General features: G+C 53.0%; 15 protein-coding genes. 9 read left to right on the top strand and 6 right to left on the bottom strand.

Annotated features, from left to right (window positions below):
- Positions 1-196: 196 nt before the first annotated feature.
- The gene (locus EGT51_RS08640; RefSeq protein WP_135368309.1) at positions 197-2,962 is read right to left on the bottom strand and encodes a YhgE/Pip domain-containing protein; all 2,766 of its coding nucleotides are present in this window, start codon (positions 2,960-2,962) and stop codon (positions 197-199) included.
- Positions 2,963-3,125: 163 nt separating this feature from the next.
- Between EGT51_RS08640 and EGT51_RS08635 the strand changes: the two genes are divergently transcribed.
- Complete coding sequence (locus EGT51_RS08635) at positions 3,126-3,707, top strand: TetR/AcrR family transcriptional regulator (protein ID WP_135368308.1); 582 nt, start codon at positions 3,126-3,128, stop codon at positions 3,705-3,707.
- A 692-nt stretch (positions 3,708-4,399) separates the two neighbouring features.
- On the opposite strand, the gene yaaA is transcribed toward EGT51_RS08635, so the two are convergent.
- Together yaaA and deoC are read right to left on the bottom strand one after the other, a co-directional pair.
- The gene (yaaA, locus tag EGT51_RS08630) at positions 4,400-5,146 is read right to left on the bottom strand and encodes a peroxide stress protein YaaA (RefSeq protein WP_135368307.1); all 747 of its coding nucleotides are present in this window, start codon (positions 5,144-5,146) and stop codon (positions 4,400-4,402) included.
- Positions 5,147-5,330: 184 nt separating this feature from the next.
- Positions 5,331-5,981 carry a deoxyribose-phosphate aldolase gene (deoC, locus tag EGT51_RS08625; protein ID WP_135368306.1) on the bottom strand — a complete coding sequence of 217 codons (651 nt, stop codon included), beginning with the start codon at positions 5,979-5,981 and terminating at the stop codon, positions 5,331-5,333.
- Between the two features lie 144 nt (positions 5,982-6,125).
- Here deoC and EGT51_RS08620 point away from each other — a divergent pair, with 144 nt between their 5' ends.
- The gene (locus EGT51_RS08620; protein WP_135368305.1) at positions 6,126-7,070 is read left to right on the top strand and encodes a sugar-binding transcriptional regulator; all 945 of its coding nucleotides are present in this window, start codon (positions 6,126-6,128) and stop codon (positions 7,068-7,070) included.
- Positions 7,071-7,254: 184 nt separating this feature from the next.
- Here EGT51_RS08620 and arfA read toward each other — a convergent pair whose 3' ends face one another.
- Positions 7,255-8,757 (bottom strand): arabinosylfuranosidase ArfA, encoded by a 1,503-nt coding sequence (gene arfA / locus EGT51_RS08615; RefSeq protein WP_135368304.1) that lies wholly within the window; start codon positions 8,755-8,757, stop codon positions 7,255-7,257.
- Positions 8,758-8,957: 200 nt separating this feature from the next.
- Positions 8,958-9,383: a hypothetical protein gene (locus EGT51_RS08610; RefSeq protein WP_135368303.1), complete on the bottom strand. Its 426-nt coding sequence runs from the start codon at positions 9,381-9,383 to the stop codon at positions 8,958-8,960.
- A gap of 182 nt (positions 9,384-9,565) precedes the next feature.
- On the opposite strand from EGT51_RS08610, the gene EGT51_RS08605 reads away from it, so the two are divergent.
- Together EGT51_RS08605 and EGT51_RS12975 are read left to right on the top strand one after the other, a co-directional pair.
- Positions 9,566-10,456, top strand: a complete 891-nt coding sequence (locus EGT51_RS08605; protein WP_135368302.1) for an EamA family transporter — start codon at positions 9,566-9,568, stop codon at positions 10,454-10,456.
- A 122-nt stretch (positions 10,457-10,578) separates the two neighbouring features.
- The gene (locus EGT51_RS12975; protein WP_167850178.1) at positions 10,579-10,776 is read left to right on the top strand and encodes a hypothetical protein; all 198 of its coding nucleotides are present in this window, start codon (positions 10,579-10,581) and stop codon (positions 10,774-10,776) included.
- Between the two features lie 13 nt (positions 10,777-10,789).
- Here the strand turns inward: EGT51_RS12975 and EGT51_RS08595 are convergent, their stop codons facing one another.
- Positions 10,790-12,265 carry a DHA2 family efflux MFS transporter permease subunit gene (locus EGT51_RS08595; protein ID WP_135368301.1) on the bottom strand — a complete coding sequence of 492 codons (1,476 nt, stop codon included), beginning with the start codon at positions 12,263-12,265 and terminating at the stop codon, positions 10,790-10,792.
- A gap of 116 nt (positions 12,266-12,381) precedes the next feature.
- Here EGT51_RS08595 and EGT51_RS08590 point away from each other — a divergent pair, with 116 nt between their 5' ends.
- The 5 genes from EGT51_RS08590 to arsD all read left to right on the top strand — a co-directional run bounded on the left by EGT51_RS08590 (position 12,382) and on the right by arsD (position 16,139).
- Positions 12,382-12,984 carry a TetR/AcrR family transcriptional regulator gene (locus EGT51_RS08590; RefSeq protein WP_135368300.1) on the top strand — a complete coding sequence of 201 codons (603 nt, stop codon included), beginning with the start codon at positions 12,382-12,384 and terminating at the stop codon, positions 12,982-12,984.
- 254 nt (positions 12,985-13,238) lie between these two features.
- Positions 13,239-13,400: a hypothetical protein gene (locus tag EGT51_RS12970; RefSeq protein ID WP_167850177.1), complete on the top strand. Its 162-nt coding sequence runs from the start codon at positions 13,239-13,241 to the stop codon at positions 13,398-13,400.
- Between the two features lie 291 nt (positions 13,401-13,691).
- Positions 13,692-14,024, top strand: a complete 333-nt coding sequence (locus EGT51_RS08585; protein WP_135368299.1) for an ArsR/SmtB family transcription factor — start codon at positions 13,692-13,694, stop codon at positions 14,022-14,024.
- 1 nt (position 14,025) lies between these two features.
- On the top strand, positions 14,026-15,756 hold the full coding sequence (gene arsA / locus EGT51_RS08580) for an arsenical pump-driving ATPase (RefSeq protein WP_135368298.1): 1,731 nt from the start codon (positions 14,026-14,028) through the stop codon (positions 15,754-15,756).
- A gap of 62 nt (positions 15,757-15,818) precedes the next feature.
- Positions 15,819-16,139: an arsenite efflux transporter metallochaperone ArsD gene (arsD, locus tag EGT51_RS08575; RefSeq protein WP_135368297.1), complete on the top strand. Its 321-nt coding sequence runs from the start codon at positions 15,819-15,821 to the stop codon at positions 16,137-16,139.
- Positions 16,140-16,206: the final 67 nt, after the last annotated feature.

Below are 16,206 nucleotides of genomic sequence, written 5' to 3'. Positions count from 1 at the left end.
AACTGGCGTCTTTGAGACGTGGGTTGCGGCTCAAAGCGAGGCGTCGAGACCGATCTTTGGCTCGGCCCGTCCGCCCCAGCGTTCCAACCCATATTTGGCGAACGGTAGGCGGCCAGTTCGTATTATGTGGCTGTAAACGACTATTTTTGATGCCATGAGTCGCATGCTAACCGTAGTTCCAGCTGATTTCCGTCTTTCAATCTTGAGCTTCCACATCCATTGCCGATAAGTGGCCGTGCCGGCGCGCGTAGAAGAGCACGCTGAGTAAGGAGAAGGCGACCACGATGCCTCCGAGGACGGCGATTTCTGGCAAGGCGGAATTGCCGATCATCAGCGTTTCACGCAGCCCGGCCACCGAGTAGCTCATTGGCAGCCACGGGTGTAGGGCCTGGAAGAAGCCGTTGGTCATTTGCAACGGGTAGGTTCCGGCAGAGCCACCAAGCTGGAGCACCAAGAGCACCATGCTGAAGAAGGCACCGGGCTTGCCGAGCACGAGGTTGAGCCAGTAGACGATGCTCATGAAGGCGCCGCCAGTCATCAGCAGTGTCAGGAAGGTTGCCCACGGGTGGATCGGCGCCAGTCCGTCGATGGCCGCCAAAAGGCCGGTCATGAACAGGGCTTCACCCAAGACGAAGGCGCACATGATGGACGCCTTGCCCAGCCACCACCGCCAGCCACTGCGCGGATACTTGCGGGGCGTGTACATATCAAACATCAGGTTAAACGCCAGCGCACCCACGAAGAGGGACACGGACATCATGTACGGGGCCATCCCCGTGCCATTGTCCGGGGCGTCATCGTGATCGGTGTGACTGGTAGTCGCGGGTTTGGCAAATTGCCGGTAGGTCAGCTGGGACGGGTGGACGGCCGCCTGGTGCCCGGCTTGATTCAAGGATTGTGCGAGGTGGGCGTTGCCAGCTTGTACGGTCGTGGCCCCATTGGCGGCCTGATGGGCCCCGGTGGCCAATTGCGAAGCGCCACTCGTGACCTGCGTGCTCCCGGACGTGGCACTTTGCGTGGCCGCCGTCAGCTGCGGACCCGTCGTGGCCAGAGTCGTCAGTCCGGCATTGAGCGTGGTGGCCCCAGTGGCCAATTGGCCGACACCCTGGGTCAGTTGCGGCGCCCGTTCATTCAGCGTGGCCAGGCCATTGGCTAAGGTGGTCGCCCCGGTGTTCAGCGCGGTGCTCTTGGCGGTCAATTGGTGCGTTCCCGCGGCGAGTTGCGTGCTCCCGGCGGCCAACTGGCCGGTCCCAGCGGTCAATTGGGTCCCGCTCGTGGCTAGCCGTTGCGTGCCGTTGACCAGGGTGGTGGCGCCGGTAGCCAGTTGTCCGGCGCCAGTATTGAGGGCGGGGGCTTGAGTGTTTAGCGTGTGCAGGCCTGTGGTCAGGGTGGTTAACGCCTGATTGGTCTGTTTCAGCCCACTGGTCAGGCTTTGAGCATTGGTGGTGAGAGTCGTCAGCCCTTGTCCCAGTTGCGTTTGGGCGCTAGCGGCTTGGGTCAACCCGGTCTGTAACGTTTTGGCGGCATTGGCCCCGGTCGTCAGCGCGCTGAGGTCGCTGTCGAGGTGCTTGGCGGCGGTTTGGACGGCCGTGAGGGTGCTGGTAGTCGTGGTGGCGCTAACGGCCTTTAGCATGGCGGCCTTTTGACTGGCGGTCAGGTCTTGGGCGTCGGCGGCCGCAGCGACCTTGCTTTGCAGCTTGGTGGAGTCATCGGCGCTGGCCAGGGCTGTCAATGCCGTCTGCAGGCTGGTCGCGTCTTGCTTGAGCGCCTGGGTGCTGGCGGTGCTGGTGGCCAGCTGGCTAGCGGCCTGTTTCATCGTTGCCTGTTGGGCCTGCGACGTTTTCACGCCGGCCTGGAGCTTTTGGAGGCCTTGGGTTAAAGCGGCACTGCCGGTCGTGAGCTTGCCGAAGTTTTGGGTGAGCGTTTGACTACCCGTGGCCAGTTGGTTCACGCCACTAGTGAGCTGTTGGGTGCCGGCATGTAGGGTGGTCAACTGGGTCGCGAGCTGTTGGGCGCCTTCATTGGCACTGGTGACGCCGCTGACGTAGCGGTGGGTACTGGCGTCAACGGTTTGGCTGCCACTGGACAACCGGATTGCGGCGGTGTTGAGCTGACCAGCGCCGGCTGTATAGGCACTCACGCCACTGGCGAGCTGGTGACTGCCGGTGGCCAGCTGATTGAGGCCGGCGATGAGTTGGTGCGACTGACTCAGCAGGCGGTCCAGTCCGGTGGTCAGCTGCTGGCTACCGGTTTGCGCCTGCTGAACGCCGTTGACGTATTGGCTGAGCTTTTGGGAAATAGTGCGCTCACCGTTAGTTAATTTCACGGTGCTGGTCGCCAGGGTCGTGAGGCCCCGCGCAATCTTCTGGTCGGCCGCCGTCAGTTGCTGGCTACCGGTAGCGAGCTTTTGACTGCCGCGACCGGCCGTATTCAGACCGTTCCCTAACCGCTTGATGTCCGTAAATAGGGTGTGCGCGTAGGTACGCGTGACCTGGTCGCCGACGGCCGTGGCCGCTGATTGGGCGGCCGAAGCGGTCATCTTTGAGGCGGTGTAGTTGTGCCCGGCGCTGGTTTGGTAGTGCAGAACCATTTGGTGCGGGTCTTTGGCCATCAGCGTCGTGGCGTTGTGCGAAAAGTCCTGCGGAATCGTCACGACCATATAGTACTTGCCGTTGGTGAGGCCGCGGTGGGCGGCGGCTGCGTTAGTCGTGGTGAAATGAAGCGCGCTGGAGTGGGTCAAATTGTGGGTGAGGTCTTGTCCGGCCGTCAGGTGCTTTCCCTGATAGGTGACCGGGCGATCTTGGTTGACGACCGCGACGGGTAAGTCTGCGAGCTTGCCGTACGGGTCCCACATGGATTTTAAAAATGTCACGGCGTAGATGGATGGAATCAACATGACCACCACCAACACCACCAATAATAGTTTGTGTTTTAACAAATAGCGCCATTCTGCACGGATCATCGGCGACGCCCCCCTAACTGTTGTGGTATTCTATGGGCAAAGGATCTGCCTCATTTGTGGGTAAAGCATACGCAGGGAGTGGCCAAGCGTCCACAACAGATATGAGCACTTTGAGGATTAAACCTCACTTTCGCCACATCTGGGGTTTAACGGGAGGGATTAGATGACGGATAGACGAGTTGTCCGAACGAACCAGGCACTGCGCGCGGCCTTCAGAAAGCTGGCCCAGCAGTATCCGTACCACGACATCACGGTCCAGCAGCTGACCGATGAAGCCAATATCAATCGTAAGACATTTTACTTACATTTTGACTCGATTGATGACCTGGCGGAAAGTTTCACCACAGAAATCGCTGACCAGCTCTTGACGCTGTTGCTCCAAGCGCCAGCCGACCACGAACCGTTGGAACATCCCGGCATCTGGGCGCAACGGCTGGGGGAGTTCTTCGACGAGGCACCGGCCTTTTACACGTTCATCCTGACGTCAGATGACTATAGTTTCCTATCGCGACGGGTCAAAAATCGCGTGGCTGAAGGAATGGCTGCGGATTTTCAGCGCGATTACCAGCTGAGCGCTACTGATGCCCAAATCGGCGTGAACTTCCTGATCGACAGCACGATGACGCTGTTTCGCTTGTACATCACGAAGCAGATCGACCTATCCAAGTCGGCCTTTCGCCAACGCTTGGTGGCGTTGAATTTGTCGGGGATGCAGGGGTTGTTGGCGTTAACAAAGCAAAACTGAAGGTTGAAAGACGGCAATCAGCTGAAACTACTGTTAGCATGCGACTCATGGCGTCAAAAATAGTCGTTTACAGCCACATAATACGAACTGGCCGCCTACCGTTCGCCAAATATGGGTTGGAACGCGGGGGCGGACGGGCCGAGCCAAAGGTCGGTCTCGACGCCTCGCTTTGAGCCGCAACCCACGTCTCAAAGACGCCAGTTGCCTAAGCGGCATGAACCGCGCCGCTAAGGCAACTCCCACGGCTGAACCCATATTTGGCGAACTCTCGGCTACGGTAGTGCGTGTTAGTAACAGTTGTCTTAGCCCCAGATAGGAGTTACGTTGACAACTAGTCCTTCATTAACACAGTGTTACTGATAACCTCCACCTTGCCGGAGGCAGCCAGGGCGGAGCCAGCTGTGTCGGCGCTGTAGGCTGAGGTCCTTTCTCAGCCTACAGCGCGGGACGACTTGAGAGACTGGTGATTTTTGCCAGGCTTTCAAGCGAACCGGAAGATCGCCCCTCAGGCTGGGGCCGTTTCTCAGAGCGGGTGGAACCCTGGCTGACGCAGGCACCTGGTTTCACCAATTTTAGGTGTTGGAACACCGTCGTTACGGCAATCAACGCGTTAATTTTAGGCGCAACCTTCAAAGCAAAAGTAAAACTCACTAGCGACTCTCGGCGGAGGGGGCTAGTGAGTTTTTTGATTGTCATTTTTGATAAACAAACACCAATTCCCGCGCGGTCGACCGCTCCGGCGCAAAGGCCCAGTCGGGGTGGTCGAAGGCCTGGATCTCCGCCGGGGCGTTGGCCTGGTGTTCGGCCAGAAAGCGGACCATTTCGCCGCGGGCCATCTTGGCGAGGGTGGCCTTGGTCTTGAGTTTGCCATCTACCAAACTGGCAAAGACCACGGTGATCAGTGGTTGGTCGGGCTGCAGGTAAGGCGTGATGGCCTTGGCGTATTCCTGCGAGGCCAGATTGATGATGGGCTCTGGTTTAGGGGTCAACGCGCGATACAACCGGTCGCCCCAGAAGTCGTACAAGCTGCGACTTCCTGCCACGTTGAGCTTAGATTGCATTTCCAAGCGGTAGGGTACGACGCCGTCAAAGGGCCGCAAGATGCCGTAAAAGCCCGACAGAATGCGTAAATTGGCCCGCACGTAAGCCAAGGCCGGCGCGGTGAACAGGTCCGGGGCCATGTACTGGTACTGAATGCCGGAGAAGGCCAGCAACGCCGGAGTGAGCTGATGGGTCAAGTCGAGCCGTTGCAGCCAGTCGAAGTTGGGCCGCGCCAGCTTGTCGCTACAGTGCCACAACGCCTTGGCCGCCGGATAATCCAGTTGCCGCAGGGCCGCAAGAAGCTGTTGCGTTTGGGCTAAGTATTGGGGGAGCGCGTCGATGCCAAACGTGTCGGAATCGACGACCATCTTCTTGGCGGGCGCAATGATAATTTTCACGAGGGGGCCTTCTTTTCAAGATAAATTTGTAAATAAAAACAGCCTCGCGTTCTACTCGAGACTGCTGTGGTGAGGTGCGGCGACCTTCGGAATGCTTGCGCACCGATCGCGTACCCTCACCGTGGTTTGGCACCACGAGTAGTATCGCACGTGGTGGCGGTGGCGTCAAGTTAAACTTCGTGGGCTATTCGCTGACGACGGCAATGCCTGAGCTGGTGCCCAGCCGCGTGGCCCCGGCGGCTAGCATGGCTTCGGCTTCTGCCTTAGTGTGGACGCCGCCGGACGCCTTGACTTGGATGCGGTCACCGACGGCTTGCTTCATCAAAGTCACGTCATGGACGCTGGCGCCGCGGGTGGAAAAACCAGTGGAGGTCTTGACGAATTCTGCGCCGGCGTCGACCACGAGCTCAGATGCCTGGGTGATTTCAGCATCGCTCAACAGGGCCGTTTCGATGATGACTTTGGCCAATTTGTCATGGTTGTGGGCCGTTTGAATAACCGCTTTCAAATCACTGGTCACGGTGGCAAAATGGCCACTCTTGAATTCACCGATGTTCATGACCACGTCGATCTCGTCGACCCCGTCGTGGATGGCTTGTTTCGTCTCGGCAACCTTGATGGCCGTGGTGTTGGCCCCCAAAGGAAAGCCGATGACCGTGTCGGTGTTCACGTCGGTATCAGCTAATTGTTGATGGGCGTAGGCGACCCAGTAAGGGTTGAGCATGACGGAGCGAAAATGGTGTTCCTTAGCTTCACGAATGATGCGGTCGATGTCGGCTTGCGTGGCTTCTGGGGCCAGTAAGGTGTGGTCGATGGTGCGATTTAATGTGGTCATGTGAGTTCCTCTTTTCAATGTTAAGTTATTTACCCACTTAATTTAACACTCATTTTTACAAATGTAAAGTAATAAAAATAACAAATGTAAAGTGTGGTAGAATAGGTTAACGACAAAAATTGTTCAGACGAAGGAGGGAAACCCATGGCATTAACCAAGAAACAGATCGAACGGATCTTGGCTGTCAGCCGGTATTACTATCAAGATGACCTGAGCCAACAAGAGATTGCTCGCAAGATGGACCTGTCGCGGCCCACGGTGTCCAAATCACTTCAGTTAGCGCGCGACAACCACATCGTGACCATCAACATTCACGACCCGTTTGAAGATACCGGGGTCATGCGCGAGCAGTTGCGGACCAAGTATCAGCTGAAAGACGTCGTGATCGCTGAACAGGCCAACTACGATGAGCAGGGGATTTTGGAACAGTTGGGAGCCGTCACCGCCGACTACCTCGATGAGATCGTCACGGACGGCGTGACCATTGGCATCAACTGGGGGCGGACTATGGAGGCCGTGGCCAATCATCTGCATGCCAGCCACAACCGCAACGTCCGGTTGGTCCAGCTCAAGGGAAGCGTGACCAATTCTAGCGAAGATAACTTTTCGGCCGACATCACTCAGAAATTTAACCGGGCCTTTCACACGCAGGCGAGTCTCTTGCCGCTGCCCATCGTGTTCAGCGACGCACGGATCAAGCAACTGGCCATGACCGACCAATTCATCAAGCAGGTCGTGACGCAGGGGGATGCCGCCGACATTGCGCTGTACACGGTCGGCACGACGCGGCCCACGGCGATGTTGTTTCAGTCGGGCTATCTGGATGACCAGCAGATTCACCAGCTCCAGACCGATGCGGTGGGTGACGTCTTGTCCCACTACATCACGGCGACCGGAGCCTTGGCCGCACCAGACTTAGACCAACGCACGGTGTCGATTCCACTCGAGCGGCTGAGTAAGAAGCGCTACGCCATTTTAGTGGCGGGCGGTCAGGCCAAATTGCAGCCAATCCACGCGGCGCTCGTAGGCCATCACGCCAACGTGTTGATCGTGGACCAGGCGGTGGCTAAGGCGTTGCTGCGGTTGTAAATGACACGTAAATTGCATAGTAGCATTCGCAAGGAGCTTGGGCGGTTGTCTCAAGCTTTTTTGTGTTAGGGGTTACAAAAAATGATTGAATTTCGTTTGTATCAGTAGCGGATAGCAAAACTCACCCACCGGCAAAATTACGCGGTGAGTGAGTTTAATTTCGATGGCGAGTGATTGGAAATGACTATTTAACAGCGAACCGCAGGACGTTCCAAGATAGCGGCTGTAGCGTCACGGCTGCTTGGTGACCACTGGCGTTGACGGCGAGTGGTTGGAGCTGCATCTTGCCGTCACGGTTGTCAGCCTTGACGTCGTAGCCGTAGAACTGAGTGGCATCGATGACGTGGTCGACCGTGAAGTCGGTCAGATCTAAGTCGAAGTCCAGCGTATCGGTCTGGTGTTTGTTTTCGGCAAAGACCGTGAGCGTTTGGCTGGCCTCATCGTAGGTCGTGACGGTGTCTAAGTACGGAATATCCTTGAATTCCCGGGAATTGTAGGTGGCCGACTGGCTGTGATCGACCAGGACCTTGCCTTGACCGTAGTTAGCGACCTGCATGAACGGGAAGAAGATGGACTGCTTCCACACGCCGCCGTCGGTATCGGTCATGATCGGCGCAATCACGTTGACCAGTTGGGCCAGGCAGGCAATTTTGACCCGGTCGGCGTTGCGTAACAGCGTCATTAAGAGGCTGCCGACCAGCAGGGCGTCCTCGAAGTTGTAGACGTCTTCCAGCAAATGTGGACCGACTTGCCACGGTTCGACCTTGGTGTCGGCATCGTTGGAGTGGTACCACACGTTCCATTCGTCAAAGGACAGGTTGATAGTTTTGGTCGACCGTTTGCGCGCCTTCACGGCATCACACATGGCAACGACTCCCTTGATGAAGGCATCGAGGTCGAGGTTCTTGCCCAAAAAATTGTCCAGTTCAGTCGGGTCATCGTCGTTGTAATAGCCGTAGTAGCGGTGCAGTGACAGGTAATCGACGTTGTCGTAGCATTCGTCGAGCACGGTTTCTTCCCATTCACCAAAGGTCGGGTTGTCCATCGACGAACTGCCGCAGGCCACGAGTTCCAGCGAATCGTCGACGCGGCGCATGGCCTTGGCCGTTTCGTTAGCCAGGTGGGCGTATTCACTGGCGGTCTTGGCGCCGATTTCCCACGGACCATCCATTTCGTTGCCTAAGCACCAGGTCTTGATGGCAAAGGGCTGTTCCGCCCCGTTTTGCCGGCGTAGGTCGCTCAGGTAGGTGCCCTTAGGGAAGTTGCAGTATTCGACCAGATCGGCGGCTTCTTGAATCCCGCGGGTCCCGAGGTTGACGGCCATGTTGGGGACCGCATTGACCTTGTCCGCCCACTTCATGAATTCGTGGAGGCCAAATTGATTGGTTTCGATTTCGCGCCAAGCCAAGTCAAGTCGTGTGGGCCGCTGGTCTTTCGGACCAATGCCGTCTTCCCAGCGATATTGTGACAGAAAATTCCCGCCGGGGTAGCGAATCAGCGGCACGTTGAGTTCCTTCACGGCGTTGATCACGTCGGTCCGAAAACCATCTTCGTCCGCAGCCGGGTGTCCGGGTTGGTAAACGCCGGTGTACACTGCGCGGCCCAGTTGTTCGATGAATGAGCCGTAGATGCGCCGGTCGATCGGTGCGATGACGTCTTGTGGTTGAATCTTCGTGGAACCTTTCATGGGTATGACCTCCAAATTTAATGGTGTGGTGAGCTTTTATGGTAGCGGTTACATTTGCTTGCTCACTAAATAATTACCTTAAATATAACGGAGGATAAAGTCGCTGGCCATGGGGAATTTCACTGTTCGTTTATAAATTTTGTCATAGTTGAGGGGATGAAAAAACGCGGCCGGGTCAAGTGACTGGTCGCGTGGTGGGGCTAGCGCTTGAAGATCATGGCGCCGTAACTTTCATTGCCGGTGTAGTTGCCGGCCAGGTGGAAGACATGTTTCGGAATAATATCGAAATGCTTGTGACTGAAAATCTTGACCTTAACAAGTTCGGAGCGCTTCTTGGAGTAGTGTAAGCGGCCGTAGTAAGTGGTCTTGGTGTGTTTCTTGAGGCCGGTAAAGTGCCAGTGATAATGCAGACTGGATCCCTTGACCTTGACCGTGAAGTGGTTTCCCTTAAAGGTCGTCTTGTCATGGAAGCCGCCTTGGGCACCATCGGTCAGGCGATACCAAGTGTGGCTGCGAACGGTTTTAGGTAGGTAGGTCGTCTTGGCGCTGGCAATGGTTGGGTTCGCAACCCCGAGGCCAGTCACCGCCAAGCCAATGGCGAGCGTCGTGTAAACAATCTTCTTCATGATGAATCCCCTTTCATAATGATAACTTTAGTATACGAGTCTGAGTGGGGGATTCAAGGGAAGTCTGCAAGGGAATTGGTGTAGTCAATGCCTGTGAATCAGTCAGCCGATTTTTTCCGGGTCTAACGAACCGACCCAGTGTTGTATAATGAAAGGGTGAGTTTTTTAGATGAGGTGAGTTTTTGAAGAAGTTAGCACCCCTATTTGTAGGGTTAGGCGCGGTAAGTTTCGGAATCCCCGCGACGCTGTTTAAGATTGCTGCCCGCGAAGGCGTGGTCAATGGACCGTTGTTGTTCTGGTCGTTTCTCAGCGCTGTGATCATTCTCGGCGTGATCCATTTTGCACGCCGGCAGTGGCTGCGGTATCAGCACACCAACTGGAAGCAGATTCTGCTGGTGATTGCGGCTGGCACGGCCTCCGGATTTACCAATACCTTTTATATTCAGTCGTTGAAATTAATTCCGGTCGCTGCTGCGGCGGTCATGTTAATGCAGGCCGTTTGGCTGTCAGTCTTACTGGGATCCATCATCCATCGACAATGGCCATCCCGGGTTCAGGTCGTCAGCATTGTCTTGGTCCTGGCCGGGACGGTCTTGGCCGCGGGCCTGTTTCCCATCACCCAGGCGTTGTCGCCGCTAGGCTTGTTCTTTAGTTTCCTAGCAGCCTGCGCGTATGCTTGTACCATGCAGTTTACGGCCAGCTTGGGGAACAATTTGGATGCCTTGAGCAAGACCTGGTTGTTGTGTATTGGGGCTTTCTTGTTGATCTCCATTGTGTGGGGGCCACAAATCGTGACGGCGCCGGTGACCGGCAACACCATCAAGTGGGGCGTGCTGATCGCGCTGTTTTCCATGGTCTTCCCCCTGGTGGCCTACTCCATCTTCATGCCTTACCTGGAGCTGGGCATCGGTCCCATCTTATCGTCGCTGGAATTGCCATCGTCCATCATCGTAGCGTTTGTCATCCTGGGCGAAACGGTCAGTTGGCCGCAAATTATCGGCGTGCTGATCATCATTGGGGCGGTCATCTTGCCCAACGTCTGGAGCATGCAACGCCGGGGACAACTTAATTAGGTTCTATGATACTTGGTGTTGATGGAGAACTCCATCGACGCCATTTTTGTATAAAAAAGAGGCATATCACCTCTGTGCTACAATCAAGTCGTCGAAAACCAATTGAAAGCGAGGAAAATGATATGTCCCAAGAACAGTTTACAAGAAAACTCTTACAAATTAAAGACCAAAACATTAATAACTTCAAGGTCTTAGACGAATCACGTGATGCCTTACGTATTTACGCGGATCTTTCCTACACCCTTAGTGTTTGCCCACGGTATGGCAAACATGAAGTCGTTAAAAAGGGTAGTGTTGCTGCCTTGTCCGGTTTCACGTGAAACACGGCTATCGTTAGGCACCGTGCCGTTTATTGGTTAAAAGTAATGTCGGTAACGTAATCAGCAGAGCCACAATTGAGATTAACAAAAAGCCATTCTGAAAGGCCTGAATCTTTAAAGCTAGCACATGACTGGCCGCAAAAGCTGATAAATGTTCAGCCGTTACGTGGAACTTCCCGGCTTTTAATTGTTCCGCAAAGGTATGAATCCGTGTCGTCGCATCAGCTGTTACCACCGTTGTAATTAAGGCTGAACCAAAAGCACTCCCAATGTTTTGAATAATTCGAGAACCAATCGTGGCTGCCGGAATCTGGTCTTTCCGCATACCGGTATAAGCATCCGCCATCAGTGGCATTAAGATTCCACCGGCACCAATTCCTCTAATGAACAGGACTAACGCGATTACCCAATAGGCTGTGTGCTGATCAAACCAATAAAAGGGGAGCGTTCCCACAAAGGTAATGACGACACTCACTAAGACCACATATTTTGCACCCAAGCTATCGGTTAACTTTCCCGTTGCTCCTCGTGAAATTAACATGCCAATCCCTTGTGGCAACAAGGCCAAGGCTGCCATGATTACTGACATATTTTGAATATTTTGAAAATACAGTGGCAAGAGCAGCATCGCCCCATTTAACACGGTTCCCGCCATGAATAACCCCAGACCAGAGCCATCGAAGGAACGAAATTTAAAGAGCGATAATGGCAGCACGGCTTGTTTTCCTTGATAGCTGGCCCATCCAAGATAAAATAACGCCGCAACGATTCCCAAGCCAACAAAGAGAACACTGGTGTGATTCATAAAACTACCACGGTGTGCTGCCTGAACAATGCCATAAATTAAAGCACTGGAAGATAGAATCAATAATAGAATCCCCACAAAATCCATTTTAGCGGTCTTATTTTGAGCCGGATAATGGGGCATCTTCCACAGAATCAAAGCAATCGCAATCACCACAACCGGAACATTTACCCAAAAAATCCACCGCCACGATGCCACTTTTATAATGATACCGCCAATAATGGGGCCAAATAACGGTCCCAAAATCATCGGCAATCCGACCGTTGCCATCATCTGTCCCATAACGGCAGCTCCCGCCGTTTGCACTAATAGCGTTGTCAGCAGTGGCATAATAATCCCACCAGCAAATCCCTGAATGAGTCGTGCCACAATTAAGGCCTCAATACTTGGCGCTAAAGCGGACATGATTGAACCGAGACCAAATAAAATCTCACCGGCCATGAAAACATGTTTCCCATCAAACTTATTCAAAAACCAACTAGAAAACGGAACCGCCACCCCCGTTGCAAGTAAATAGCAGGTAACCGTCCATTGAACCGTAGTCACCGAACTACCAAAGCTATGAACGAGATTGTTAAGAGCGATATTCATCATCGTTGAATCCAATAATGGTGCCATGGCACCAAAAACAATGACCAAGGCTATCACAATGGTTGACTTAGGAATCTGATTTTCTTTAGACATTTTTGTTCTCCTTTTAAGAAACTTTTTGGTATCTTAATGACGCAAAGCGTATAATACACCCTAGATAGAAAAAGTCAATAAGAAACTATATAGTTTCTTAATTTGGAGGTTATCATATGACGAAAACCCGCCGTCGCGGAGCAGAACTTAATGCCGCCATTTATCAGGCCACTCGGACTATTCTAGAACAGGATGGCCTCGCACAATTAACCTTTGCCAAAGTTGCCGAAGTAGCCGGAACCAGCAAACCCGTTATCTATCGTCACTGGGATTCACCATTTACTTTGGCCTTACTGGCTATTCAGGATAAAATTAAAACTGATAATCACGGTCGTCTCGATCAGCTCACTTTAACTGGTCATAATCTAGCGACTGATCTTTTTCAAGTACTCAAACGATTTACTCTGAGCATGGACGCTTACGGCCAGGCACTTATGAACACTTGGTTTACCGGCCTAGATCATGAACAAACTGCGCAACTACAACAAATGTTAACGGCCGTCAAAGAGATTGATAGTCACGCCATCGACCATGTTTTACAACGGGCGCAGCAACGGCACGAACTCACACGGACCAATCTTCCTGATAATCTTAAATTATTACCCTTTGATTGGATTCGTTACCAACGCTTTGTCAATCAACCAATCGATGATCGCCAACTAACCGATTTCGTACAAACAGTCCTGCTCCCTAGTTATACGGCTGCTTTAACCGAATGATTACATGTGATCGGCGCAGATGATTCTATAATTAAATTAATTTGCAAGACGAGATGGATTTTGCTGATTTTAATTGTTTTATCATTTAAAATTAGCTCAACTGCACCACTTAAAAGACAATCAACGTCTAATTGTTAGAATTAGGCGAGAATGGTGTAAATTAAACCGAAAGAATGCGATCACTGTGAAGAACCGTTCTCGTTTCATCCCATATCACCCGATACTTAGTCACCATAGATGGGAAGTTCTTTTACATGACCAAAATTACCATTCAGCACCTCACATTTGGCTTCGCTGGTACAGCACCACTCTTTGAACACATCGCGCCCCTAACACTGACCCCACTGGCGACCCATTATCCGGTTTTACTCCACGTTCAAGACCTGACGTTGCAATATCCCGGCGGCCTTAATTAAATGTTTCATGTGAAACACTAGGGGGTGGGCCAAAAGGCGATTAGCCGGCGAGCATAAGGCTACTAACCGAATAATCCCGGGTTGGGATTGTTTGGTTAACAGTTTTAAACGCCGGCCGCCTTTTGGCGCACGGTTCAGCTAGGTAAAAGTGACGCGAAGGGTCTGGGAAGTTTTTCCCAGGCCCTTTTTTCGTCAGGGTGAACGATTACTGAATCACGCAACTTGACTTTACATAGATAGGCATCTATATTTTATGTATAGATACTTATCTATGTATTGGGGGTGAATTTCGTGGATTATGAAGGGTATGCTCAGACGCTCAAAGCATTGGCCAATGCGAAACGACTGGAGATCGTCGACCTACTCTCGTGTGGGACGTTGTGTGCTTGTGATATTTTAGCGCATTTTTCATTCACCCAGCCAACATTGTCCCATCACATGAAGGTTCTTCAAGATGCGGGGATTGTTCGCGCTGAAAAGCGGGGGCGTTGGCAGTATTACACGTTAGTTGCGGCATTTACAACAGAATTTCCCCAGTTCGCCCAACGGCTGTTACAGCGTGATGAGAACTGTATTTGTCATGAGAAAACGCAAGCAGGTTCTGACTGTGAGGAGGTAGGTTAAGTTGAAACGGTATGATCCGTTAGATTCAGCGTTAACACACTATCTATTTTTTACGGGTAAAGGCGGTGTGGGTAAGACCACGATTGCGAGCGCAACCGCCATTAAGCTGGCAGATGAAGGTGCTCGAGTCATGCTCGTTTCGACTGATCCCGCGAGCAATTTGCAAGATGTTTTTCAGACATCATTGACCGACCAGCCGCGAGCCATCCCTGGGGTGGCCAATCTGCAAGTGGCAAACTTCAATCCCATGGCGGCAGCTAAAGCCTATCGTGAGTCGGTGGTGGCGCCGTACCGTGGCGTCTTACCAGCGGCAGCACTAGCAAATATGCAAGAACAATTATCAGGTTCTTGTACAACTGAAGTGGCCGCGTTCAATGAGTTTACGCATTTTCTGACTGATGAGACGGTGGACCAAAGCTTTGATTATATTATTTTTGATACGGCTCCCACTGGGCATACGTTAAGAATGTTGCAGCTGCCAGCGGCCTGGACCAGTTACTTGGATACGAACGTTACGGGGACTTCTTGCTTGGGACAACTGGCGGGATTAGCGGATAACCGACAAATTTATCGGCAGGCGGTGGCAACGTTGGCGGACGGGCAAAAGACGACGATGCTGTTAGTGACCCGGCCCCAGCGGACCTCGTTATTAGAGACTGTGCGCACAGCGTCAGAGCTAAAACGCTTAGGCATGACGCAGCAGAAAGTCATTGTTAATGGGGTTATCCCAGTAGCCGATGACGAGGTGACGGCGCAAATCCGGCGCCAGCAACAACAAGATCTGGCCGAATTATTACCACGGTTGGCGGCATCCCCGCAAAGCGAAGTTTATTTACGGGCGGGGAGTACGGTCGGTATCGCCAATATGCGACAAATTTTAGAGCTAGAAATGGTTGAACCGCACCAACAATTACGGCAGCCGACTCCCCACTTGCCAACGTTAGCGACGATTATTGCTGATTTGGACCGGCAGGACAAGCGACTGATCTTTACGATGGGGAAGGGCGGCGTGGGTAAAACCGCCACGGCAGTGCAGATTGCGCAAGGTTTAGTGGCAAAAGGAAAATCGGTGCAATTGATTACGACCGATCCGGCAGATCATTTGGGGTTATTTAAAGTGGACGCCCGGGTCCAGGTGACTCACGTTGATCAGCAGCGCGTTTTACAGGACTATCAAGAGCAGGTGATCCAGCAGGCGGCACAAACGATGAGCGCGGATGATTTAGACTACGTGAAGGAAGATTTACGGTCGCCTTGTACTCAGGAAGTTGCTTTATTCAGGGTGTTCGCGGATGAAATTGCCCAGACCAAGTGCGAGGTGACGGTGGTAGATACGGCGCCAACGGGACACACTTTATTGTTGTTGAACACGACTCGAGAATATGAAGCAGAAGTTAAACGAACGGTGGGCACTGTTCCGGTAGCGGTCACTAACCTACTGGCGCGATTACGCCACGCCCAAGACGTTGAAGTGGTCATGGTCACGCTGCCCGAAGCGACACCGGTTTATGAAACCGAAAGATTAAGCGCGGACCTGGATCGCGCGCAAATGCCGCATAAATGGTGGTTAATCAATGAGAGTTTGCTAGCAACAACTACGACTAGTCCGCTGTTACAGGCCAAGGCGGCAGCCGAGAGAAAGTGGGTAGCCAAGGTTGAGGCTGTATCGGGTGGGCACTTTGCGGTTGAAGGCTGGCAGCCGGACTTTGAAGCACAACGTTTGCGGGTTTGACAAAATTGACAACGAGTTGTTCAAAGTGACTAAGATTCCTTATTTGGGAGGCGAGATGGCTTATGCGAAAGATTCAAGTTTATGAGGAAGCATTGTGTTGTCCGACTGGGGTTTGTGGTCCGGTCGTTCGTCAAGACTTATTGCGCATGACGGCGGTCCAAAAGGAAGTGAACGCGTCCAAAGACGTGCGGGTGATTCGCTATAATTTGGCACAAAATCCTGGGGCCTTTGCCCATCAAGCGGTGGTCCAAGAACTATTGGCTACCCGGGGGATGGCTTGTTTACCAATAACGATGGTGGGAGATGAAGTGGTCAAGTCAGGTGAATACCCAAGCGTGGCCGAATTTTCAGATTACGCGCGACTTCAGTTAAAGCAGTCATGAGTGAGGGCGGTTAAGACTTGAAATGTAACCGCTAACAAAAAGAGGAATGGGCCAAAAGGCGATTAGC

It is taken from the genome of Levilactobacillus suantsaiihabitans (assembly GCF_004745505.1).
GTDB classification, from domain to species: domain Bacteria; phylum Bacillota; class Bacilli; order Lactobacillales; family Lactobacillaceae; genus Levilactobacillus; species Levilactobacillus suantsaiihabitans.
This window is presented reverse-complemented; position numbering and strand designations above follow the sequence as displayed.